Raw genomic sequence first — 23,090 nt, forward strand, 5'->3', positions numbered from 1 at the left:
GGCTCCGCCCTCAGCGCGGCAGCGTCGCCGGGTTGCCCCCGTTCGCCTCGTACCCCGCCACCGCCAGCGCGCGGTATATCGCGTACTCCGCGGCCGGGTCCTGGGACAGCGTCCACGGCAGGGCGCCCACGAAGCCGTCCAGGTGGACGAACTGGTCCATCGACTCCGACCAGCGCTCCGCGCGGACCAGGAAGAACGCCAGCAGATGGCGGACGTGGGCCAGGACCGGGTCGTCGGGGCGGGCCGAGTGGACCGCGTGCAGGGCGCCCTCCAGGGCGCGGCTCACCACCATCGTGCGGTGGAAGTCCGTGACCAGGACGATGTCGGGCATGTGCTCGTACACCGCGAACAGCGGCAGCGCGGCCAGCAGCGAGCCGTGCGGGGCCCGCGCCGCCGCCGACGTCGCGAACTCGTCCGCGAGCGTGCGCGAGCCGTGCCACTTCTCGCACCAGTAGTGGAGGGCGGACAGGTGCGCCCCCATGTGGTTCGGGGCGCGGTCGATCACCTTGGCCCAGAGCTGCTCGAACTCCGGGTGGGGGTAGCCGAGTCCGCGTGCCACCGCCAGTTCGATGATGTACGGGACCGGGTCGCCCGGGGCCAGCAGCGCCGCCTCCGTACAGACCGCGCGGGCCTCCTCCAGGATGATCCGGAAGTCGTCCTGCCCGGCCGACGACGAGCGCCATGCCTGCTGGACCAGGAACTCCGCGTGCACCTGCGCCGCGCCCGCGTCCTTGGGGGCCTCCGAGCGCCACTTGCGCAGCCAGGCGCCGCCGACGCCGGGGCGCTGCGACAGCTCCAGCGAGGCCGCGCCCGCGAAGGCCTGGACGCGCTGCCAGCGCACCTCGCCCTCCTTGGGCGTGCCCGCGAGCAGCTGCGCCGCGGCCCGCCACTCCTGGGTGGCCTGCACCACGTTCAGTACGTCAAGGAGGTCCTGGTCCGGGCCCGGCAGCCGTACGTCCAGCTCCTCCTGGCGCGCGAAGCCGTACTCCGCCGGGTCCGCCGCGTCGGGCGAGCCCGGCTCGGCCAGCTGGATGCCGGCCCGGCGGCGCCGCATCACCCACGGGCCCAGGGCCATGGTCAGCATGCACGCGGCGATCAGGATCCAGAGAATCTCCATGCCTCAAGCGAACCAGACCCCACTGACATCTGGCCAACCCGGGCACCGGCCGGGGCCCGGGTGCCCGGAGAATCGCCCGCCGCCGTCTCACCGAACGGCGACCCGGATCTCAGAAACCGGCGAGGACGTACACCCCCGCCACCGGCGAACTAGGCTCTGGACCCATGAGCCACGAGCACCTCGACAAGAGCTTCGAGACCATCGCGATCCACGCCGGTAACACCGCGGATCCGCTGACCGGCGCGGTCGTACCCCCGATCTACCAGGTCTCCACCTACAAGCAGGACGGCGTCGGCGGGCTGCGCGGCGGCTACGAGTACAGCCGCAGCGCCAACCCGACGCGTACCGCACTGGAAGAGAACCTGGCGGCGCTGGAGGGCGGTGTCCGCGGGCTCGCCTTCGCGTCCGGCCTGGCCGCCGAGGACTGCCTGCTGCGTACGCTGCTGGCGCCCGGCGACCACGTGGTCATCCCCAACGACGCGTACGGCGGTACGTTCCGCCTCTTCGCCAAGGTCGTCTCCCGGTGGGGTGTGGAGTGGTCGGTCGCCGACACCTCCGACCCGGCGTCCGTACGGGCCGCGGTCACCGACCGTACGAAGGCCATCTGGGTCGAGACGCCCTCGAACCCGCTGCTCGGCATCACCGACATCGCGGCCGTCGCGGCGGTCGCCAAGGACGCCGGGGCCAAGCTGGTCGTCGACAACACCTTCGCGAGCCCCTACCTCCAGCAGCCGCTCGCGCTCGGCGCGGACGTCGTCGTGCACTCCCTGACGAAGTACATGGGCGGTCACTCGGACGTCGTGGGCGGCGCGCTCGTCACCAACTCGACCGAGCTGGGCGAGGAGTTGGCGTACCACCAGAACGCGATGGGCGCGGTCGCCGGGCCGTTCGACTCCTGGCTGGTGCTGCGCGGCATCAAGACGCTGCCCGTCCGTATGGACCGGCACAGCGAGAACGCCGGGAAGATCGCGGAGATGCTGACCCGCCACCCCAAGGTGTCGCAGGTGCTCTACCCGGGGCTGCCCGAGCACCCCGGCCACGAGGTCGCGGCCAAGCAGATGCGCGCCTTCGGCGGCATGATCTCCTTCCGGGTCACCGGCGGTGAGCAGGAGGCGGTCGACCTGTGCGCCGGCACCAAGGTCTTCACGCTCGGTGAGTCGCTGGGCGGCGTCGAGTCGCTGATCGAGCACCCGGGCCGGATGACGCACGCCAGCGTCGCCGGGTCCGCCCTGGAGGTGCCGGGCGACCTGGTGCGTCTGTCGGTCGGCATCGAGAACGTGGACGACCTGCTGGCCGACCTCCAGCAGGCGCTGGGCTGACGGTTCGGGGTGGGGGTTCCGAGGCTCCCGGGACCCTCGGCACCCCTCAGAACCCCTTGGAACACCTCAGAAACCCTCCACCGGTGGCGCCACCGTCGACGGCGGCGCCACCCACGGATGCACCCGCGAGGCCCACACCGCGAAGACGACCGCCGCCGCCACGATCACCAGCCACATCAGCCGCCGCGCGGCCCGGCGGCGGCGCAGCAGCCGCAGGCCCGACTCGGCGGCGCGTACGGCGAGTTCGGCCGGTACCGGCGGGTACGGGCCCTCCAGGAGGCGGCGGACCTCCGCCTCCTTGCGGTCGGGCAGGCTCATGACACCCCCTCCGCGGTCGTCCGCGGGCGCGGGTGCCGGGGGCCCGCCGGGGTGCTGCGCATCGTCGCGATCGCGCGCGTGCAGATCACCCGGACCCGCTCGGACGGCAGGCCGATCAGCGCGGCGACCTGCTCCTCGGCGACGCCCTCGTACAGCCGCAGCACCAGGACGAGCCGTTCCTGCGGGGTGAGCCGGGCCAGGACGCCCGTCGCCCGGTCGCGACGGCGGTGGTAGCGCCAGGCGGTGCTCGCGAACCTGGCCGCCAGCTCCTGGCGGGTGCGGTCGTACGGGTCCTCGCCGCGCTCGGGGGCCCAGTGCGCGTACGTCCGCGCCAGGGCGGCGGTCAGCAGGCGCCGGGCCCGCTCGTTGTGCTCGGGCGGCTCGCCGGTGAGCAGGGTGGCCGCATGCAGCAGCCGGCCCCCCGCGCCCGCCACGAACGCCTCGAACTCGCGGGCGCTGCGGCGCTGCCGTTCCGACTGCCGCTCGCGCATGGCCTCATATGAAGCCCGTGCGCGCGGCAGGTCAAGAGGTCGGCGCCACCGGGTCCTGGGCGGCCGACTGCCGGGCCGACAGAGCGGAGTTGAAGCGGGTCAGGAGGGTGCAGAAGGACTCGCGTTCCTCCTCGCTCCAGCCGTCCGTCACCTGCGCCATGAGCTCGCGGCGCGAGGAGCGCACCTCTTCGAGGCGGGTCTGGCCGCGCGGGGACAGCTGGAGCACGACCGCGCGGCCGTCCTCCGGGTGCGAGGTCCGTTTCACCAGGCCCGTGTCGACGAGCGGGGCGACCTGGCGGGTGACGGTCGACGAGTCGATGCCCATGCCGGCGGCGAGCGCCTTGACGCCCATCGGGCCTTCCTGGTCGAGCCTGTTGAGCAGCAGATACGCCGCGCGGTCCATCGAGTTGCGGACCTGGCCGACGCCGCCGAGACGGGTCTGCTCCGCGCGGCGCGCGAAGATGGCCACCTGGTGCTGGAGGGCATCGAGGAGACCTGGGTCGAGATGGGAAGTCATGTCCTGAGTAGTGGGCATGGCCGGGGCTCTCTCGTGCGGCGGTCGGTGTGGTGGGGGACAGAGTACGCGGCCGGGCCGGTACGCGTACCGGCCCTGCGCAAAGCTGTGGACAACTGCCGGGAGGATCCGGTGCGGAGCGGCCGCCAAGCCCATGAGCTGCGAGACTTGCGGTCATGAGCTTCAGTACGCCTGACCCCTTTCGTCCCCTGATCCTCGATGACGTCCGAGGCGCGCAGAAGATGCTCTCGGGGGTCGCCAGGATGACCGCGATGGAAGGGTCCCGGCATCTGTCGCAGCTGGTCGGCGCCCCGGTCCACCTCAAGTGCGAGAACCTCCAGCGCACCGGTTCCTTCAAGCTCAGGGGCGCCTACGTACGGATCGCCGGGCTGCGCCCCGAGGAGAAGGCGGCCGGGGTGGTGGCGGCCAGCGCGGGCAACCACGCGCAGGGCGTGGCGCTGGCGTCCTCGCTCCTCGGCGTGCGCTCCACGGTGTTCATGCCGGTCGGCGCGCCCCTGCCCAAGGTCGCCGCGACCCGGGAGTACGGGGCCGAGGTCATCCTGCACGGCACGGTCGTCGACGAGACGCTGGCGGCCGCCGAGGCGTACGCGCGCGAGACGGGCGCGGTCTTCATCCACCCCTTCGACCACCCGGACATCATCGCGGGCCAGGGCACGGTCGGCCTGGAGATCCTGGAGCAGTGCCCGGAGGTGCGCACGATCCTCGTCGGGGTCGGCGGCGGGGGTCTGGCGGCGGGCATCGCGGTCGCGGTGAAGGCGGTCCGCCCCGATGTGAAGGTGATCGGCGTGCAGGCGGCGGCCTCGGCCTCGTATCCGCCCTCGCTGGCCGCCGGGCACCCCATCGCGATCGACCCGGCGCCGACGATGGCCGACGGGATCAAGGTGGGGCGGCCGGGGGACGTGCCGTTCGCGCTGATCAAGGAGCTGGTGGACGGGATCCGCACGGTCTCCGAGGACGATCTGTCGAGCGCGCTGCTGCTCTGCATGGAGCGGGCCAAGCTGGTCGTGGAGCCCGCCGGGGCGAGCCCGGTGGCGGCGCTGCTGAGCGATCCGGGGGCGTTCCGGGGGCCGGTGGTGGCGGTGCTGTCGGGCGGCAACGTGGACCCGGTGCTGCTCCAGCGGATCCTGCGGCACGGGATGGCGGCGGCCGGGCGCTATCTGAGCCTGCGGCTGCGCCTGCCGGACCGGCCGGGGGCGCTCGCGGCGCTTCTCAGGTCATTGTCAGTGGTCGACGCTAACGTCCTCGATGTGAGCCACGTACGGACCGATCCGCGGCTCGGACTCACGGAAGTGGAGGTGGAGTTGCACCTGGAGACGAAGGGGCCGGAGCACTGCCTGGAGGTCGGGGCGGCGCTGCGGGAGGAGGGGTACCAGGTCATCTCCTGACGCCCGCGCGCCCGCGCAGCCGACGTCGTCGCACCCCTTGAGTAAACGCGATACATCGCGTTAGCCTGTGTTCCGCGCCACAGCTCCACCGGGCGTCGCATGCCCGGCAAACCTAGGATTTGTGTACGAAACGACACCCAACTCTGGGGGTACCCAACATGCCAGGCGCCATCTATGCCGAAGGCCTGGTGAAGACGTTCGGCGACGTAAAGGCTCTGGACGGCGTGGACCTCGATGTCCCCGAGGGCACGGTTCTGGGCCTGCTCGGCCCCAACGGCGCCGGCAAGACCACCACCGTGCGCGTCCTGACCACCCTGCTCCAGCCCGACAGCGGCCGGGCCACGGTCGCGGGCATCGACGTGCTCAAGCATCCCAACGAGGTGCGCCGCGCGATCGGTCTGTCCGGTCAGTTCGCGGCGGTCGACGAGTATCTGACCGGCCGCGAGAACCTCCAAATGGTCGGCCAGCTCTACCAGATGAAGGCCAAGCAGGCGAAGGTCAGGGCGGGCGAGCTGCTCGACAAGTTCAACCTCGCCGACGCGGCAGACCGCCCCGCCAAGACGTACTCCGGCGGTATGCGCCGCCGGCTCGACCTGGCCGCGGCCCTGGTCGTGTCGCCGCCCGTGATGTTCATGGACGAGCCGACGACCGGCCTCGACCCGCGCAACCGCCAGCAGTTGTGGGAGGTCATCCAGGAACTCGTCGCGGGCGGCACCACCCTGCTGCTCACCACGCAGTATCTGGAAGAGGCCGACCACCTCGCGCACGACATCTGCGTGGTCGACCACGGCCGGGTGATCGAGCGGGGCACCGCCGACCAGCTCAAGGCCCGCACCGGCGGCGAGCGCGTCGAGGTCGTGGTGCACCAGCACGAGGAGATCGAGCCCGCCCGCGCGGTGCTCGCCGGGTTCGGCAAGGGCGAGGTCGCCGTCGTCGAGCACACCCGCAAGCTCACCGTGCCGGTCACCGGCGGCGCCAAGCTGCTCGCCGAGGTCATCCGCGAGCTCGACAACCGCGGAGTGGAGATCGACGACATCGGGCTGCGCCGCCCGACCCTCGACGACGTCTTCATCTCCCTCACCGGCCATGTGGCCGAGCAGAAGGACGAGGACGAGAACGAGAAGGAGGTCTCCAAGTGACCGCCGTCGTCGAAACCCCGCGCCTCACGGCTCCGCAGCCGCGCGGCGGCATCGTCCAGTCGGTCAACGACTCGCTGGTCGTGGCCAAGCGCAATCTGATCCGGATGATGCGCATCCCCGAGATGATCATCTTCGGGCTGATCCAGCCGATCATGTTCGTGGTGCTGTTCAGCTACGTCTTCGGCGGCTCGGTCAACATCGCCGGCAGCACCGACCCGGCGCAGTACCGCGAGTTCCTGATGGCGGGCATCTTCGCCCAGACCGTCACCTTCGCCACGGCCGGCGCCGGCGCGGGCATCGCGGACGACATGCACAAGGGGCTCATCGACCGGTTCCGGTCGCTGCCGATGGCCCGCGGCGCGGTCCTCACCGGCCGCACCCTGGCCGACCTGGTGCAGACGGCCCTGACCGTCGTGGTGCTCGCCGCCGTCGGCCTGCTGGTCGGCTGGCGCGTCCACCACGGCATCCCGAAGGCGCTCGGCGCGTTCGCCCTGCTGCTCCTGCTCGGGTACGCGTTCTCCTGGATCGGCGCCCTGATCGGCCTCACGGTCCGTACGCCGGAGGCGGCCACCTCCGGCGGGCTGATCTGGCTCTTCCCGGTGACGTTCGTGTCCAACGCGTTCGTCGCCACGTCCGGGATGACGCCGTGGCTGCGGCACGTCGCCGAGTGGAACCCGTTCAGCGCCACCGTCCAGGCCTGCCGGGACCTCTTCGGGAACCCGGGCGTGGTGCCGTCCGAGGCCTGGCCGATGCAGCACCCGGTGATCGCCTCGCTGCTCTGGTCGCTGCTGATCATCGTGGTGTTCCGGACCCTGGCGGTGCGCAAGTACCGCTCGGCGACGGCCTGACGCGCACGGCGAAGCCCCCGGCGGCCCTGGGAAGGGCGGCCGGGGGCTTCGCCGTACGTACGGAGCGGGCTCAGCCCGTGTACGGCGTGGCCGCGAGGATCTTCACCGAGGACTTCCTGCCGTTCGGCAGTTCGTACTCGGCGTCCTCGCCGATCTTCTTGCCGTTCACGCCGGAGCCGAGCGGGGACTGCGGCGAGTACGTCTCGATCTCGGTCGACGCGTACTCGCGCGAGGCGAGCAGGAACTCCAGGGTGTCGTCCTTGTCGCCGTCGAAGGCGATCGTGACGAGCATGCCGGGGGCGACCACACCGTCCGCGGCGGGCGCCTCGCCGACCTTGGCGTGTTCGAGGAGCTGGGTCAGCTGGCGGACCCGGAGCTCCATCTTGCCCTGCTCCTCCTTGGCCGCGTGGTACCCGCCGTTCTCCCGGAGGTCACCCTCCTCACGGGCCGCCGCGATCTTTACGGCGATCTCCGTGCGCGCGGGACCAGACAGATACTCCAGCTCGGCCTTGAGCTGGTTGTACGCCTCCTGGGTCAGCCAGGTGACGTTGTCGCTGGTCTGGGTCACAGGTGCTCCTCGTCGGTACTGGGAATACAAGCGCATCGCCCTACCCAGAAGGATGTGCCTTCTCGGGCGGGCGAAACCACGAGCCTAACAATTCGGGGCGCGAAGGGGGAGGACGAAAACCGCAACGAAATCGTCGGCGCAGGTCAGCGCGGACGAGGCGGCGGAATCGACCGGCGGGGCAGCCGGGCGCCCGGCGCGGGACCGGACCGGGCGCGCCGGGCGGGCCCGGGCCGGGCCGCGCGGGCCCGGGTCAGACCGACTTGCAGCCGACGAGGTCGACGGCGGTCGCCCGCGAGGTGGTCTGGACGGTGATCAGCTCGTCGATGCGGCCGCGACGCTGCTCGAAGCGGACGTCCTTGCGGCCCACCTCGTCGCCGCCGGTCTCCAGGGCGCGCAGGGTGCAGACACCGGTCTCGCCCTTGTCCTTGCGCACTTCCAGGTGGACCTCGACGGCCTTGGCGGAGACCACCTTGAACGTGATGACCTGGGCCGAAACGGACTGGCCGCCCACGTAGTCGTAGCCGATCCAGCCGACCACACCGAGCAGGGCGACGCCGAGTACCGACCCGATGATCTTGAGCTTGCGGTCGGCGCGCTGGTCCGCGGTGCGCCCGTAGCGCCCCTCGGGAAGCGGTTGGCTTGCCGCGGCCATGGTCGTCCTCCTGCTGCTGGGGGTGCCAGGAATTTTCCGCCCCCCGATTCGGTCACTATAGAAGCCGCCCATCGCGCCGGATCACAGAGGGCAACACCCAGGGCGCCGAATCACTGAGGATCTTGTCTTGACTGAGCAGCTGCGACTGATGGCCGTGCACGCCCACCCCGACGACGAGTCGAGCAAGGGCGCGGCCACCATGGCGAAGTATGTGTCCGAGGGGGTGGACGTGCTGGTCGTGACCTGCACGGGAGGCGAGCGCGGCTCCATCCTCAATCCCAAGCTCCAGGGCGACAAGTACATCGAGGAGCACATCCACGAGGTGCGCAAGAAGGAGATGGACGAGGCTCGCGAGATCCTCGGCGTCAAGCAGGAGTGGCTGGGCTTCGTCGACTCGGGCCTGCCCGAGGGCGACCCGCTGCCGCCGCTGCCCGACGGCTGCTTCGCCCTGGAGGACGTGGACAAGGCGGCGGGCGAGCTGGTCCGCAAGATCCGCGCCTTCCGTCCGCAGGTGATCACCACGTACGACGAGAACGGTGGCTACCCGCACCCCGACCACATCATGACCCACAAGATCTCCATGGTGGCGTTCGACGGGGCGGGCGACACCGAGAAGTTCCCGGAGTCCGAGTTCGGCCCGGCGTACCAGCCGCGGAAGCTGTACTACAACCAGGGCTTCAACAAGCCGCGCACCCTGGCGCTGCACCACGCGATGCTCGACCGGGGCATGGAGTCGCCGTACGGCGAGTGGCTGGAGCGCTGGAAGGAGTTCGAGCGCGTCGAGCGCACGCTGACCACGCACGTTCCGTGCGCGGACTTCTTCCAGATCCGCGACAAGGCGCTGATCGCGCACGCCACCCAGATCGACCCCGACGGCGGCTGGTTCCGGGTCCCGATGGACATCCAGCGGGAGGTCTGGCCGACGGAGGAGTACGAGCTGGCGAAGTCGCTCGTGGACACTTCCCTCCCCGAGGACGACCTCTTCGCGGGCGTACGCGAGAATGCCTGATATGAGCGCAAGCCTGGCACTGACGCACTTGGTCCCGCTGGCCAAGGAGATCGACAACGACAAGGTGACGCCCGGCGTCCTCGGCTTCATCGTCTTCGCGGCGCTGGCCGTGGGGGTGTGGCTGCTGATGAAGTCGATGAACCGGCACATGGGGAAGGTCGACTTCGAGGAGGGCCCCGAGTCGGGGACATCCCCGGCGGCCGCGGCTGCGACCGCCTCCGGCAAGGGTGAACCGAAGAAGGCGTAGCCCCGCTGGGGTGCGGATTCGTCTGCGGGTCCGCTGTGGCTGGTCGCGCAGTTCCCCGCGCCCCTAAGGGGTGCGGGGTACCGCAACCGGACCTGTCCCGCCGGGCTACCTTCCCGCCCCCACCGGCACCCCCATGACCTCTCGGGAGTGGCGGGTCGGGACCATGCCCAGTTGCCAGGCCTGCCAGCCGTCCTCCAGCTCCACACCGCGCTCCAGCATCAGCGCGTACGCCTCCGCGCAGTCCTCCAGCTTGCTGTCGCGGGTGGCGTGGTGGGCGCGGATCAGCTGGGACAGCTCCTCCTGGGCCACCGCGACCCCGATCTCCGAGCCGCCCGCCGAGGCGTACGGCAGCAGGGTGCAGCGCAGGAAGCGGGCCCAGTCGCCGCCCCTGCGGTCCCCGTACGAGTCGAACAGCTCGACCGCCTCGTCGCACAGCCGCAGCGCCTGGGGCGCGCGGTTGTTGCCCGCGTCGATCAGGGCCAGCTCCAGACAGGTCCAGCCCTCGCCGTGGGCGACCCCGATGCGGTGGAAGTCGGCGCGGGCGTCGACCAGGAGCTGGCGGGCGAAGCCGGAGTTGCGCAGGTTGCCGGTCTGGGCGGCGCGCTGGTCGCGGGTGACCCGCCCGGAGTGGTGGCGGGCGCAGGCCAGGCCGTACACGTCACGCATCCGCGAGAACATCGTGCGGGCCCGCTCCAGCTCGCGGACCGCCTGGTCGCGGTCGCCGCGCTCCTCCAGGGCCTGGCCCAGGTAGTACAGCGTCCACGCCTCGCCGCGTGCGTCCTCCTGCTCCCGGTGGCGGGACAGGGCCTGGCGCAGCCCGTCGACGGCCGGGGACGGGTCGCCGTCCACCAGCCGGGCGCGGGCCAGCTGGGTCAGCGCCCAGGCCTCGCCGCGGCCGTCGCGGGTGCGGCCGTACAGGTCGAGCGCGGTGCGCAACTCCTCGTCCGCGCGCGGCACATCACCCATCCGCAGACACACCTGGCCGAGCTGGAAGTGGGTCCAGGCCTCGCCGTGCAGCGACTCGCCCTCGCGGTGCAGGGCGAGCGCCGTGTCCAGCAGGGTCAGGGCGCCCGCCAGGTTGGCCCGGTCGCGCTCGACCGCCGCCAGCGCGTGCAGCGACCACGCCCGGTCCTCGTCCTGGGCGGGCGAGGACTGGAGCTCGATCGCCTCGCGCAGCCTGGCCGCCGCCTCGGTGAGGTTGCCCTGGTGGTGCAGGGTGATGCCGAGCGAGGCGAGCGCGAGCGCCGCGCCCGCGTCGTTCTGCGCCTCCCGGTAGAGGCCGACCACCGAGGTCAGCGTCGTACGGGCGGTGTCGAGCTCGCCCAGCTGGCGGGCCGCGATGCCGGTGCGCCACCGTACGGAACGCTCAAGGAGGCCCTGGTCGACGGCCTGTGACAGTTCGCTGATCTCGCCCAGGCGGTAGAGGTCGCCGCGCAGCAGGCAGTAGTCGCACAGCGCGCCCAGCAGATTGAGCACCGCCTGCTGGTCCACGTCCTCCGCGTCGCGCAGCGCGGCCGTGATGAAGCTCGACTCGTCGTCGAGCCAGCGCAGGGCGGCGTCGAGGGAGGTGAAGCCGTGGCCGCCGAACTGCCCGGCGCGGGTGGAGAGTTTGCCGTCGACCATACGGATCACCGCGTCGGCGAGGTCCGCGTAGTTCTGGATCAGCCGCTCCTGCGCGGCCGTGCGCTCGGCGGCCTCCTCCTCGTCCAGGAGCCGGGCCCGCGCGAAGGTCCGTACGGTGTCGTGCAGGCGGTAGCGGTCGGCGCGGACCCGGTCGATCAGGCCCGCCCGCGCCAGGTCCGCCAGCAGCCGGCCCGCCTCCGCCTCGCCGGTGGCGAGGAGCGCCGCCGCGGCCGCCGCGCCCAGCGAGGCCCGCCCGGCGAGCGCCAGGCGCCGCAGCAGTCTGCGCGACTGCTCGGACTGGTCGGTGTAGCGCAGCCACAGGGCCCGCTCGACGGGCGCCACCGGCCCGTACGCCCCGAGGTCGGCGGCGAGCGCCCGTGCGTCCCGGGCCCCCAGCGAGGAGCCCGCGATCCGCAGGGCCAGCGGCAGACCGCCGCACAACTCCCGTACGAGGACGGTGGCTTCTGTGTCCTTGAAGGCGGAGGGCTCCTTGAGATCCTCCTGCGCCGACTCGCGCAGCAGCTCCTCCGCGCCCGCCTCGTCCAGCGGCTCCACCGCCAGCTGGTGCACCCACGCCGGGAAGTCGGCGGGCAGCTCCAGCGGGCGCGCGGCCGTCACCAGGACCAGGCTGTCGGACCGCTCGGGCACCAGGGTGCGCACCTGCTCGGCGTCGTGGGCGTCGTCCAGGACCACCGTGACCGGAAGGCCCGTCAGATGCTGGTGATAGAGCTCGGCGAGCCTGCGGACCTGCTGGTCGGCCGACGAGCGCTCACGGAAGAGCAGTTGCTCGCGGGGCGCGCCGAGCCGGTTCAGCAGGTGCAGCAGTGCGTCCCGGGTGGGCAGCGGCGTCTGGGCGCCGCCCCGCAGATCCACCAGGCACGCGCCCCGGAACTGGTCCCGCAACTGGTGCGCGGCCCGTACGGCAAGGGTCGTGCGGCCCACGCCCGCCGGGCCGTGCAGCACCACGACCGTGGGGCGGGTCTCGGTGGCGGCGCGCGCGGACTGCACCCATTGGGTGATCCTGCCGAGTTCCGCGCGCCGCCCCGCGAACGGCCCCTGCGGCTCGGGCAGATGGCCGAACGACTGCTCAAGCACCGACCGGCGCCGGGCCGCGGCGCTCTTGTCGGTGCCGCGCAGCTGGTTGGGCACCGATGTGCTGGTCTTCTTGCCGGTGCGGGCCGCCGGGGCCGTCATGCGCTGCTGGTCCAGGAACGGGCGGATGCCCCGTACGTCCAGGGCCGTCAGCCACTGCAGGCGCAGCTGCTCGGCGCCGCCCGGACGGCCGAGCTCGCCGGCGCGCCGGTGGGCGGCCGGCCAGTGCGCCGCGGTCACCTTGACGACGGTGGTCGCGGCCCCGGCGACGGCCACGGCCGCCCCGGCGCCGACCGCGGGCCCCGCGCCGGTCCCGAGCGCCGCGTCCGCGACGACGGCGGCGACCGCCGCGACCCCGGTCACCAGGAACGCCGTGCCCGCCTTCTCGCTTGCGAACCGGGCGCCGAGCGTCGGCTGCCCGGCCGCCGCCTCGTCCAGCGCCCGGGTGTACGCCGTGTACTCCTCCTCGGCGCTCGCCGCCAGTGCGTCGAGTGCCGCCCGGCCGCGTGTCAGCAGCGCGTTGGCGTCGGCCCGGCCGCCGGAGCGCCGCACCTCCTCCTCGACCGCGCGTACCAACAGCCGCTCGGCCTCCGCCCGATGGCCGTCCCGCATGTGCGTCCCCCTCCGAGAGCGTCCGCTGCGACATGAGTCCTGGTCGAGTGTGCCGTTGGTGTCAAGTGTCCTGCGCGGCGCGCGTCGGCGCGAGGGAGTCGGCGGATCATCTCGCCCGTGGGGGAGGATGGGCCCATGCCGAACCGCCTGGCCCATGAGACGTCCCCGTATCTGCTCCAGCACGCCGACAACCCCGTCGACTGGTGGCCCTGGTCGCCCGAGGCGTTCGCCCAGGCGCGCGAGCGCGGGGTCCCGGTGCTGCTCAGCGTCGGGTACAGCAGCTGCCACTGGTGCCATGTGATGGCCCATGAGTCGTTCGAGGACGAGACGACGGCCGCGTACCTCAACGAGCACTTCGTCAACGTCAAGGTCGACCGCGAGGAGCGCCCCGACGTTGACGCCGTCTACATGGAGGCGGTGCAGGCGGCGACCGGCCAGGGCGGCTGGCCCATGACCGTCTTCCTGACCGCGGACGCCGAACCGTTCTACTTCGGCACCTACTTCCCGCCCGAGCCCCGGCACGGCATGCCGTCGTTCCCGCAGGTCCTGGAGGGGGTGCGGGCCGCCTGGACGGACCGGCGCGAGGAGGTGGGCGAGGTCGCCGCGAAGGTCGTACGGGACCTGTCCGAGCGCGAGCTGGTGTACGGCGGGGGCGCCGGTGTGCCCGGCGAGGAGGAGCTGGCGGGCGCGCTGCTCGGGCTGACCCGCGACTACGACGAGCGGCACGGCGGCTTCGGCGGCGCGCCCAAGTTCCCGCCGTCGATGGCCCTGGAGTTCCTGCTGCGCCACCACGCCCGCACAGGCGCCGAGGGCGCGCTCCAGATGGCCGCCGACACCTGTGAGCGGATGGCGCGCGGCGGCATCTACGACCAGCTGGGCGGCGGCTTCGCCCGCTACTCGGTGGACCGCGAGTGGGTGGTGCCCCACTTCGAGAAGATGCTCTACGACAACGCGCTGCTGTGCCGGGTGTACGCGCATCTGTGGCGGGCCACCGGCTCGGAGCTGGCGCGCCGGGTGGCCCTGGAGACCGCCGACTTCATGGTCCGCGAGCTGCGCACCGCCGAGGGCGGCTACGCCTCGGCCCTGGACGCCGACAGCGACGACGGCAGCGGGCACCACGTCGAGGGCGCGTTCTACGTGTGGACGCCCGCGCAGCTGGCCGAGGTGCTGGGCGAGAAGGACGGCGAGGCCGCCGCGCGGCACTTCGGGGTGACCGAGGAGGGCACCTTCGAGGAGGGCGCCTCCGTCCTCCAACTCCCCTCGGACGGTGGCCCGGTGGCGGCGGACGTACGGGACCGGCTCTTCGCGGCGCGTGAGCGGCGGCCCCGCCCCGGCCGGGACGACAAGGTCGTCGCCGCCTGGAACGGCCTGGCGATCGCGGCACTGGCGGAGACGGGCGCGTACTTCGACCGCCCCGACCTGGTCGAGCGGGCGACCGAGGCGGCGGACCTGCTGGTCCGCGTCCACATGAACGACCGCGCCCGGCTGTCCCGTACGTCGAAGGACGGCCAAGTCGGCCCGAACGACGGCGTGTTGGAGGACTACGCCGACGTCGCGGAGGGCTTCCTGGCGCTCGCGGGGGTGACGGGGGAGGGGGCCTGGCTGGAGTTCGCCGGGTTCCTGCTCGACATCGTCCTGGACCAGTTCACCGGCGGGGGCGGGGTGCTCTACGACACCGCGCACGACGCCGAGCAGCTGATCAGGCGCCCGCAGGACCCCACGGACAGCGCCACCCCGTCGGGCTGGACGGCGGCCGCCGGAGCGCTGCTCTCGTACGCGGCCCACACCGGCTCGTCCGCCCACCGGGCCGCCGCCGAGGGCGCGTTGGGCGTGGTCAAGGCCCTCGCCCCGCGCGCCCCGCGCTTCATCGGCTGGGGCCTGGCAACGGCCGAGGCCCTCCTCGACGGCCCCCGGGAGGTGGCCGTGGTGGGCCCGCCCGGAGGCGAACTCCACCGCGCCGCACTGCTGGGCCGCGCCCCGGGCGCGGTGGTGGCGGTGGGCGACCCGGCCGGTGCGGAGTTCCCCCTGCTGGCGGACCGCCCGCTGGTCGACGGCGGCCCGGCGGCGTACGTGTGCCGCCACTTCACGTGCGAGGCACCGGTGACGAGCGCGGAGGCGTTGGCCCAAGCGCTGTCCTGAGCGCGCCCGCGGGTTCCCCGCGCCCCTGCTTGGGCCGGTGTTTGTCTGCGGACCGTGGTGGGTTGCTCGCGCAGTTCCCCGCGCCCCTCAAGGGGCGCTCCGAGTGGGCGCGATCAGCCCCCACCGGCCCGCAGTCGCATCACCGCAACCCGTCCCGCACCGCGTTCAGCGCCCGCTCCACCAACCCCGCCAAGTCGTCCTCGTGGTCCCGTTCCGCCCAGTACAGCGACGCCTCGTAGACCGCTCCGAGGATCGCCATCGCGTACGCCCGTACCTCCAGTTCGCCCTCGTCGCGGCCCGTGCGTTCCGCGATCACCTGGCACAGGAGGCGGCTGCTGGTCGCCATCGACTGCATCATGCGGGCCCGCAGCGCCGGGACCCGGACGAGGAGCGTCGTCCGCTGGATCGTCTCCTCGTGGTCGTGCTCCAGGATCAGCCGGGTCGCCTCGACCAGGACGTGGCGTACGGACTCCAGGAACGGCTCGCCCGCCGGGCGGGCGCGCAGCGCGGCGACTATGACCGGGTCGAACTCGTCCGTGAGGACGATGTCCTCCTTGGTGGGGAAGTAGCGGAACACCGTCGACGGCGACACCTCCGCCGCCTCCGCGATCTGCTCGACCGTCGTCGCGTCGTACCCCTGCTCGGTGATCAGTCGGTACGTCGCGCGCCGGATCGCGACGCGCGTCTTGAGCTTCTTGCGTTCGCGCAGCCCGAGCTGCGGCTGCATGTCCTCGGCGAGGGAGGCGAGGGACCGGGTGCGTGGCGTGGCGGGCATGTCGACATTCTCAGGCATTCATGGTGTCCACGGCATCAACGGGTGTCCCCGCCACGTCCCGCGCGGCCGGTTCCGGCCCTTCGCGTCCCGGCAGCAGCGCCGCCGCGAGCAGTGCGGTGACCAGCGCCGCCACCCCGCACACCAGCAGCACCGTGTTCATGCCGTGGACGTACGCGGAGTCGGCCGACGCGGCGAGCCGGGAGTCGCCGAGGCGCGCCGCGACCAGGTGTGCGGCCACCACCGAGTCCCCCGCCCGGTCCGCCGCCGGCCCCGGCAGTCCGGCCGTGTCGAGCTTGTCCGCGAACACCCCGGCGAGCAGCGAGCCGAGGAGCGCGATCCCGACCGCGCTGCCCACCTGACGTACGGTCATCAGCAGTCCGGATCCGCTGCCCGCGCGGTCGGGCGGCAGCGTGGCGAGCGCGGCCGTCATCGCGGGCACCATCGCGAAGCCGAAGCCGAGCCCGGTCAGTGTCAGCCACAGCGCGGTGAAGCCGTATCCGCTCTCCACGGTCGTACGGCTGCCGAGGAAGGCCGAGAAGGCGAGCACCACGAGGCCCGCGCAGATCGTGGCCCGCGCCCCGAACCGCCGCACCACCGGCTCCCCGGCCTTGGCCGCGATCGTCAGCCCGCCCATCAGGGGCAGCATCCGCAGTCCGGTGCCGAAGGCGTCGTTGCCGAGCACCGCCTGGAGGTACTGGGGCAGGACGAACATCAGCCCGGCGAGGATGAACATCACCAGCGTGGCCGCCAGCGTGTTCAGCAGGAAAGGCCGGTGGGCGAGCAGCTTCATGTCGAGCATCGGACGCGGCACCCGCCGCTCCCGTACGACCAGGGCGGCGATCAGTGCCGCGCCGCCGCCGAGCGTGGCGACCACCAGCGCGTCGCTCCAGCCGCGCGTCGGTGCCTCGATGATCCCGTAGATGAGGGAGCCCAGACCTGTGGCGGTGAGCGCGGTGGAGAGGGCGTCGAAGCGCGGCGAGGCCGGGTCGCTGGTCTCCGGGAGCAGGAAGGCGCAGGCGGCGATGCCGATCGCGACCATCGGGACGTTGATCAGGAAGACCGAGCCCCACCAGAAGTGGTTGAGCAGGAAGCCGCCGATGATCGGGCCGAGCGGCAGGCCGAGCGCGGAGGAGGCGGTGACGATCGAGACGGCCTTGGTGCGCTCCTCGGCGGGGAAGAGCGACGGCAGTACGGCCAGGGCGAGCGGCATGACGAACGCGGCTCCTATCCCCATGACCGCGCGGGCCGCGATGACCGCCCCGACGCTGGTGGTCAGCGCGCCGACGAGGGAGCCCGCCAGGAAGATCCCGAGGCCGGTGATGAGCATCCGGCGGCGGCCGAAGCGGTCGCCGAGGAGCCCGGCGGGGAGCATCAGGGCGGCGAAGACCACGACGTAGGCGTCGGCCATCCACTGCTGCTGGCCGGTGGTGGCGCCGAGCTGCTGGGCCATCGTCGGCAGCGCGACATTGAGGATGGTCATGTCGAAGCCGAGCACCAGCATGCTCGCGACCATCGCCGCCAGCGCCCACCAGCGCCGTGGATCGGGGCCGGAAACCTGTGTCATGGCACACCTCCGTAAGAGTTACCGTCAAGTGACAGTAACTCTCAAAAGAGGGTCGGCGTCAAGAATGCTGGTAGGCGACCAGGGAGATCCCGACGTAGTGGACGACGAACGCCGCCAGCGTCAGGGAGTGGAACACCTCGTGGAAGCCGAACCAGCGCGGCGAGGGGTTGGGGCGCTTGATGCCGTAGATCACGCCGCCCGCGCTGTAGAGCAGTCCGCCGACGACGACCAGGACGAGCACCGCGATGCCGCCGGTGCGCATGAAGTCGGGGAGGAAGAAGACCGCCGCCCAGCCCATCGCTATGTAGCAGGGGGTGTAGAGCCAGCGCGGGGCGCCGACCCAGAAGACGCGGAAGGCTATGCCGGCGAGCGCCGCCGCCCAGACCGCCCAGAGCAGCACCCGGCCGGTCGAGTCCGGGAGCAGCAGCAGGGTGAGCGGGGTGTAGGTGCCCGCGATGATCAGGAAGATGTTGGCGTGGTCGAGCCGGCGCAGGATCGCCTCGCCGCGCGGGCCCCAGTCGCCCCGGTGGTAGATGGCGCTGACGCCGAACAGCAGGCAGGCGGTCAGGACGTAGACGCCGCAGGCGATCCGCCCCCGGGTCGAATGGGCGAGTGCGGTGAGCACGATGCCCGAGACGACCACCGCCGGAAACATCCCGGCGTGCAGCCAGCCGCGCAGTTTGGGCTTCAGGGGCATTGTCGGCGCAGGGGCCGTCACCTGATCAGTCATGTCCCGCATGCTACCTACGCCTCCGTAAGTTACGGATAGGGGCGGCCCGTAACCGTATGCCCAGACCGTGTGCACCAGAGATGAACGAGGAGTGGCGAGTGGCGATGCTCACGTGAGAGTGCCTCTGGACATATGGGCGAACGGCACGGATGATCAGATGAGTGCGGTCGGCACCGGATGAGCGCCAGGTACCAAAGAAGCGTCCGGGTCGCAGCCCCCACGGGGCAACGAACGAAATTCCCCCACAAGGGGATACCGAACCTTCAACAAGGAGCGATCGTGGCGCGCGACATCGCGGCTTCCACCACTGTCCCGACGAATCACCAGGAGCTGATCTCCTGGGTAGACGAGATCGCAGCCATCACGCAGCCGGACAGGGTGGTCTGGTGCGACGGTTCCGAGGCCGAGTACGAGCGCCTCTGCGAGGAGCTCGTCGCCAAGGGCACGTTCAAGAAGCTCGACCCGATCAAGCGCCCGAACTCGTACTACGCCGCTTCCGACCCGACCGATGTCGCGCGGGTCGAGGACCGCACCTTCATCTGCTCCGAGAAGGAGGAGGACGCGGGGCCGACCAACCACTGGAAGGCTCCGGCGGAGATGAGGGAGATCTTCGCGGGTGAGAAGGGCGTCTTCCGGGGCTCGATGCGCGGCCGCACCATGTACGTCGTGCCCTTCTGCATGGGCCCGCTCGGCTCGGACCTCTCCGCGATCGGCGTCGAGATCACCGACTCCGCCTACGTCGCCGTCTCCATGCGCACCATGACCCGCATGGGACAGCCGGTCCTGGACGAGCTCGGCACCGACGGCTTCTTCGTGAAGGCCGTCCACACCCTGGGCGCCCCGCTGGAGGCGGGCGAGGCCGACGTGCCGTGGCCCTGCAACTCCACCAAGTACATCTCGCACTTCCCGGAGTCCCGCGAGATCTGGTCGTACGGCTCGGGCTACGGCGGCAACGCCCTGCTCGGCAAGAAGTGCTATGCGCTGCGCATCGCCTCCGTCATGGCGCGCGACGAGGGCTGGCTCGCCGAGCACATGCTCATCCTGAAGCTGACCCCGCCGCAGGGCGAGTCGAAGTACGTCGCCGCGGCCTTCCCGTCCGCCTGCGGCAAGACCAACCTCGCCATGCTGGAGCCGACGATCTCCGGCTGGACCGTCGAGACCATCGGCGACGACATCGCGTGGATGCGGTTCGGCGAGGACGGCCGGCTGTACGCGATCAACCCCGAGGCCGGCTTCTTCGGCGTCGCGCCCGGCACCGGTGAGCACACCAACGCCAACGCGATGAAGACACTGTGGGGCAACTCGGTCTTCACCAACGTCGCGCTCACCGACGACGGCGACGTGTGGTGGGAGGGCATGACCGAAGAGGCGCCCGCGCACCTCACCGACTGGAAGGGCAACGCCTGGACGCCGGAGTCCGAGACCCCGGCCGCCCACCCGAACGCCCGCTTCACCGTCCCGGCCGGCCAGTGCCCGACGATCGCCCCCGAGTGGGAGGACCCCAAGGGCGTCCCGATCTCCGCGATCCTCTTCGGCGGCCGCCGCGCCTCCGCCGTACCGCTGGTGACCGAGTCCTTCGACTGGAACCACGGCGTCTTCCTCGGTGCGAACGTCGCCTCCGAGAAGACCGCCGCCGCCGAGGGCAAGGTCGGCGAGCTGCGCCGCGACCCGTTCGCGATGCTGCCGTTCTGCGGCTACAACATGGGCGACTACATGGCCCACTGGGTCAAGGTCGGCGCCACCGCGGACGCCGCCAAGCTGCCCAAGATCTACTACGTGAACTGGTTCCGCAAGAACGACGCGGGCAAGTTCGTGTGGCCCGGCTTCGGCGAGAACAGCCGTGTCCTGAAGTGGATCGTGGAGCGCCTGGAGGGCAAGGCCGAGGGCGTCGAGACCCCGATCGGCATCCTGCCGACCAGGGAGTCCCTGGACACCGCCGGGCTCGAACTGCCCGAGGCGGACCTGGAGTTCCTGCTCAAGGTCGACCCCGAGGTCTGGCGTGAGGAGGCGGCGCTGATCCCCGAGCACCTCAACACCTTCGGGGACCACACGCCCAAGGAGCTGTGGGACGAGTACCGCGCGCTGGTCGCCCGCCTGGGCTGACCCGCCCGCCCGAGACTCGTGGCGGGCTGCCCCGAACACCGCCCTGACCAGTGGGGTCACGACGGTCCGCCACGACACGATCGGCCCCCTGAGCCCCCTCACGGCTCTGGGGGCCGGATCGTTTTCCCGGGAGTGTTTTTCGCCATGGCGGCTGCCGGGGGCGGGTGTTCGCGGGACACTCGGACCCGGAGCGCGTTGGGCCGAGTGAGGGGGCGCGGAGGTTGCGCACACCGGTGAGTGATCCGCAGCGGGTGGGGCCGTACCGCATCGTCGGGCGGCTGGGGTCCGGCGGGATGGGGTGGGTGTATCTGGGGCGGTCGCCCGCGGGCCGGGCCGTCGCGGTCAAGGTCGTACGTCCCGAACTGGCGGCCGACGACGAGTTCCGGCGGCGCTTCGCCCGTGAGGTGGCGGCCGCGCGGCTGGTGGGCGGGGCGTACACGGCGGCGGTCGTCGACGCCGACCCGGAGGCCGAACTGCCCTGGCTGGCAACGGCGTACGTGCCGGGCCCCGCCTTGTCGGAGGCGGTCGGCGCGGACGGGCCGCTGACCGAGGGGCAGGTGCGGCGGCTCGGGGCCGGGCTGGTGGAGGCGCTCCAGGCGATCCACGGCGCCGGAGTGGTCCACCGCGACCTCAAGCCGTCGAACGTGCTGCTCGCCGCCGACGGGCCGCGCGTCATCGACTTCGGCATCTCGGCGGTCGCCGGGGCGACCGGGCTGACCCGGGCCGGGCAGCTGATGGGGACGCCGCCGTACATGTCGCCCGAGCAGATGACCGGCGACCGGGCCGGGCCCGCCAGCGACGTCTTCTCGCTCGGCGGGGTCCTCGTCTACGCCGTCGCGGGGTACGCGCCGTTCCGGCACGGCGTCGGGGTGGCCTACCGGGTGGTGCACGCCGAGCCCGAACTCGACGACGTACCCGGCGAGTTGAGGGACCTGGTCGCCGGGTGCCTGGCCAAGCGGCCCGAGGACCGGCCGGGTCTGGACGTGCTGCTCCAGGGGCTGCTCGGCCCCGAGGCGGGCGCCGCGCGGGCGCTCACCTGGCCGCCGCCCACGGTGGCCCGGCGGATCCGGGTCCGCACCGGCGAGCTCAAGGTCCACCGGGCGCCCGGCAGCGGGGCGTCGCTGCCGTCCTGTCTGCTGCTGCACGCGCAGACGCTGCTCGACGCGGGGCTCAGCGACGCCATGGTGATCGAGGCGGTGGGCCGTGCGGCACTCTGAGGGAACACCGGGCGGCGGCGGGAGAGACCTGGGCGTCCAGTGGCGGTCGCTGGTCCACGGGTGGGCGGCCGGGCGCCATCTGCACTGCGAGGAGGACACGGTCTCCGTCTCGCTGCGCTTCGACCTCGCGGACGCCGGAAGAGCCGTCACCGTCCGGTTCATGACCACCACGAAGCTGCTGGTCGCGTTCATGACCGACGGCCGGTTCCTGCGCGGCGACCAACTGGCGACGGCCGCCGCCGCGGCGAACGCGTGGAACACCGAACAGCTGGTCCCGATGCTGTCGGTGTGGGACGTACGGGGGCCACGGCCCTGTATCGCCGGGGTCTGCACCCTGCCGCTCAACTGCACGATGAACCAGCCCGAATTCGACGCTCTGGCCGGCGATTGGGTGGAACAGGCGAGGCAGATGTTCGTCCGGTGCCACCAGGTTTTCCAGTTGTAGGTGTGGCTATTGGGGATGGCCAAAACCCTTACGGGCAGGCGCCGGTGCCGTCATATTTGCGATGTGCTTTTCCGGGGGCGGGGAGGTTTTCGCACATGGGGCAGCTCCGTTGGCCGCGCGCTGCGCGACGGCTGTGGGCGTTGACCGGGCTGCTGGCCGTGGCCCTGCTCGCCGCGGCCCTTCCGGCCGCCGCCCGCGACATGTCCTGCTCGGGGTCCCTGGCCGAGCGGCTGGACTGCTGGGCCGGGCGCGTCGGCGCCCATGACGCGTCCGTGCTCGTCACCCTGCGCAAGCCGCTGGCGCTCGACGGGAAGGCGGACGACTGGAAGCTCTCCCAGCGCAACGCCGCGTTCGACCGCGGCCCGCTGGTCCTCATGGTCCCGGCCGGGCACCCGACTGGAGCCGGCGGCACCCTGCTGCTCGTCCTCGCCGGTGACCGGCTCGTCGACCCGGACGCCGAGATCACCCGGCTCGACGACAAGACCGTGACCGCCCTGCGCGAGGCGGGCGCCTGCGAGGGCAAGCTGTGCGAGGCCGTCGCGGAGGTCAAGGGCAAGGGCAAGCCCCTGCGCGGCAAGGATCTCGTGGACGCGGGTCTCGCGGCCGAGCTCGCCCGCAACTCCGACAGCGTCGGCGGCTCCGGCGGCGGCTCCCCGCTCCTCGTCCCGGCGCTCGGGGTGGCCGCTCTGCTGCTGCTCCTGGTGACCGCGCTGGTCTTCGCGGTACGCCGCTCGCAGGGCCCGCGCCTCGCGTTCGCCGCACCCGCCGCCGGGCGCCCCGGGGCCGCGCACACCGCTCGTACAAGCAGTGCGGGCAGTGCGGGCACGCCCGGAGCGAGCGCGGCCGGGGCGCCGGGCAGGCACCGTGCGGCGCCCGGCCGGGACATCGGCAGGCCGGCCGCGCCGGGCCGCGTCGCCGTCGTGCGCACCGCGCTGCACCCGCAGGGATACGTCGAGCTGGACCAGTGTCTGCGCCGGGCGGTCTGGGCCGAGCCGGGGACGCCCGCGCCCGCTCCCGGCACCTCCGTCGAGGTCAGCGAGGGCCGGGGCAAGGACGCGGGGATCCTGTACGCCCACGCGTACGCGGGAAACGGACAGACCGTCATCGACCGTGCGCCGCACGGGAGTTGACCCGTAGGACGAAGCAACGGGAACGGGGAGAG

The 23,090-nt window shown here is 72.2% G+C and carries 21 protein-coding genes; 11 read left to right on the forward strand and 10 right to left on the reverse strand.

From position 1 onward, the window contains the following. Positions 1 to 10: 10 nt before the first annotated feature. Positions 11 to 1,117, reverse strand: a complete 1,107-nt coding sequence (locus tag OG965_RS25580) for a hypothetical protein (protein WP_371654390.1) — start codon at positions 1,115 to 1,117, stop codon at positions 11 to 13. 164 nt (positions 1,118 to 1,281) lie between these two features. Between OG965_RS25580 and OG965_RS25585 the strand changes: the two genes are divergently transcribed. Further along, positions 1,282 to 2,436, forward strand: coding sequence for a cystathionine gamma-synthase (locus tag OG965_RS25585; RefSeq protein ID WP_371654391.1), 1,155 nt, complete (start codon positions 1,282 to 1,284; stop codon positions 2,434 to 2,436). Between the two features lie 66 nt (positions 2,437 to 2,502). Here the strand turns inward: OG965_RS25585 and OG965_RS25590 are convergent, their stop codons facing one another. The 3 genes from OG965_RS25590 to OG965_RS25600 are packed head-to-tail and all read right to left on the reverse strand — an operon-like array spanning position 2,503 to position 3,780. After that, entirely contained in the window at positions 2,503 to 2,754 is a 252-nt protein-coding gene (locus OG965_RS25590) for a hypothetical protein (protein ID WP_371654392.1), read from the reverse strand. Further along, a complete protein-coding gene (locus tag OG965_RS25595; RefSeq protein WP_371654393.1) occupies positions 2,751 to 3,245 on the reverse strand; it encodes a sigma factor-like helix-turn-helix DNA-binding protein in 495 nt (164 codons plus the stop codon). Before OG965_RS25595 ends, OG965_RS25590 begins: the two co-directional genes overlap by 4 nt. Positions 3,246 to 3,276: 31 nt before the next feature. Further along, positions 3,277 to 3,780 carry a MarR family winged helix-turn-helix transcriptional regulator gene (locus tag OG965_RS25600; protein WP_371654394.1) on the reverse strand — a complete coding sequence of 168 codons (504 nt, stop codon included), beginning with the start codon at positions 3,778 to 3,780 and terminating at the stop codon, positions 3,277 to 3,279. A gap of 155 nt (positions 3,781 to 3,935) precedes the next feature. Here OG965_RS25600 and ilvA point away from each other — a divergent pair, with 155 nt between their 5' ends. The 3 genes from ilvA to OG965_RS25615 all read left to right on the forward strand — a co-directional run bounded on the left by ilvA (position 3,936) and on the right by OG965_RS25615 (position 7,152). Next, on the forward strand, positions 3,936 to 5,165 hold the full coding sequence (gene ilvA / locus OG965_RS25605; protein ID WP_371654395.1) for a threonine ammonia-lyase: 1,230 nt from the start codon (positions 3,936 to 3,938) through the stop codon (positions 5,163 to 5,165). Positions 5,166 to 5,323: 158 nt separating this feature from the next. Further along, positions 5,324 to 6,304, forward strand: a complete 981-nt coding sequence (locus OG965_RS25610; RefSeq protein ID WP_371654396.1) for an ATP-binding cassette domain-containing protein — start codon at positions 5,324 to 5,326, stop codon at positions 6,302 to 6,304. Beyond that, the gene (locus OG965_RS25615) at positions 6,301 to 7,152 is read left to right on the forward strand and encodes an ABC transporter permease (RefSeq protein ID WP_371654397.1); all 852 of its coding nucleotides are present in this window, start codon (positions 6,301 to 6,303) and stop codon (positions 7,150 to 7,152) included. Before OG965_RS25610 ends, OG965_RS25615 begins: the two co-directional genes overlap by 4 nt. Before the next feature lie 70 nt (positions 7,153 to 7,222). Here the strand turns inward: OG965_RS25615 and greA are convergent, their stop codons facing one another. After that, on the reverse strand, positions 7,223 to 7,720 hold the full coding sequence (gene greA, locus OG965_RS25620) for a transcription elongation factor GreA (protein WP_371654398.1): 498 nt from the start codon (positions 7,718 to 7,720) through the stop codon (positions 7,223 to 7,225). A gap of 250 nt (positions 7,721 to 7,970) precedes the next feature. Beyond that, positions 7,971 to 8,372, reverse strand: a complete 402-nt coding sequence (locus OG965_RS25625; RefSeq protein ID WP_371654399.1) for a DUF4307 domain-containing protein — start codon at positions 8,370 to 8,372, stop codon at positions 7,971 to 7,973. Positions 8,373 to 8,499: 127 nt separating this feature from the next. Here OG965_RS25625 and mca point away from each other — a divergent pair, with 127 nt between their 5' ends. Both mca and OG965_RS25635 read left to right on the forward strand, forming a co-directional pair. After that, complete coding sequence (gene mca / locus OG965_RS25630) at positions 8,500 to 9,381, forward strand: mycothiol conjugate amidase Mca (protein ID WP_371654400.1); 882 nt, start codon at positions 8,500 to 8,502, stop codon at positions 9,379 to 9,381. Position 9,382: 1 nt separating this feature from the next. Further along, positions 9,383 to 9,628, forward strand: a complete 246-nt coding sequence (locus tag OG965_RS25635; protein WP_371654401.1) for a hypothetical protein — start codon at positions 9,383 to 9,385, stop codon at positions 9,626 to 9,628. Between the two features lie 105 nt (positions 9,629 to 9,733). Here OG965_RS25635 and OG965_RS25640 read toward each other — a convergent pair whose 3' ends face one another. Then, positions 9,734 to 12,955, reverse strand: coding sequence for a tetratricopeptide repeat protein (locus OG965_RS25640; RefSeq protein ID WP_371654402.1), 3,222 nt, complete (start codon positions 12,953 to 12,955; stop codon positions 9,734 to 9,736). A 135-nt stretch (positions 12,956 to 13,090) separates the two neighbouring features. Between OG965_RS25640 and OG965_RS25645 the strand changes: the two genes are divergently transcribed. Further along, positions 13,091 to 15,094: a thioredoxin domain-containing protein gene (locus OG965_RS25645; protein WP_371654403.1), complete on the forward strand. Its 2,004-nt coding sequence runs from the start codon at positions 13,091 to 13,093 to the stop codon at positions 15,092 to 15,094. A gap of 139 nt (positions 15,095 to 15,233) precedes the next feature. On the opposite strand, the gene OG965_RS25650 is transcribed toward OG965_RS25645, so the two are convergent. The 3 genes from OG965_RS25650 to OG965_RS25660 are packed head-to-tail and all read right to left on the reverse strand — an operon-like array spanning position 15,234 to position 18,172. Then, complete coding sequence (locus OG965_RS25650) at positions 15,234 to 15,869, reverse strand: TetR/AcrR family transcriptional regulator (protein ID WP_371654404.1); 636 nt, start codon at positions 15,867 to 15,869, stop codon at positions 15,234 to 15,236. A gap of 10 nt (positions 15,870 to 15,879) precedes the next feature. After that, a complete protein-coding gene (locus OG965_RS25655) occupies positions 15,880 to 17,433 on the reverse strand; it encodes an MFS transporter (protein WP_371654405.1) in 1,554 nt (517 codons plus the stop codon). 58 nt (positions 17,434 to 17,491) lie between these two features. Further along, positions 17,492 to 18,172, reverse strand: a complete 681-nt coding sequence (locus OG965_RS25660; protein ID WP_371654406.1) for a hemolysin III family protein — start codon at positions 18,170 to 18,172, stop codon at positions 17,492 to 17,494. Between the two features lie 270 nt (positions 18,173 to 18,442). Here OG965_RS25660 and OG965_RS25665 point away from each other — a divergent pair, with 270 nt between their 5' ends. The 4 genes from OG965_RS25665 to OG965_RS25680 all read left to right on the forward strand — a co-directional run bounded on the left by OG965_RS25665 (position 18,443) and on the right by OG965_RS25680 (position 23,058). Beyond that, positions 18,443 to 20,266, forward strand: coding sequence for a phosphoenolpyruvate carboxykinase (GTP) (locus OG965_RS25665; RefSeq protein ID WP_371654407.1), 1,824 nt, complete (start codon positions 18,443 to 18,445; stop codon positions 20,264 to 20,266). 233 nt (positions 20,267 to 20,499) lie between these two features. Further along, positions 20,500 to 21,483 carry a serine/threonine-protein kinase gene (locus OG965_RS25670; protein ID WP_371654408.1) on the forward strand — a complete coding sequence of 328 codons (984 nt, stop codon included), beginning with the start codon at positions 20,500 to 20,502 and terminating at the stop codon, positions 21,481 to 21,483. Continuing rightward, positions 21,470 to 21,928 (forward strand): hypothetical protein, encoded by a 459-nt coding sequence (locus OG965_RS25675; protein WP_371654409.1) that lies wholly within the window; start codon positions 21,470 to 21,472, stop codon positions 21,926 to 21,928. Before OG965_RS25670 ends, OG965_RS25675 begins: the two co-directional genes overlap by 14 nt. A gap of 95 nt (positions 21,929 to 22,023) precedes the next feature. Then, positions 22,024 to 23,058 carry a hypothetical protein gene (locus tag OG965_RS25680; protein WP_371654410.1) on the forward strand — a complete coding sequence of 345 codons (1,035 nt, stop codon included), beginning with the start codon at positions 22,024 to 22,026 and terminating at the stop codon, positions 23,056 to 23,058. Positions 23,059 to 23,090 lie beyond the last annotated feature (32 nt).

This window comes from Streptomyces sp. NBC_00224 (assembly GCF_041435195.1).
Taxonomy (GTDB): Bacteria; Actinomycetota; Actinomycetes; order Streptomycetales; family Streptomycetaceae; genus Streptomyces.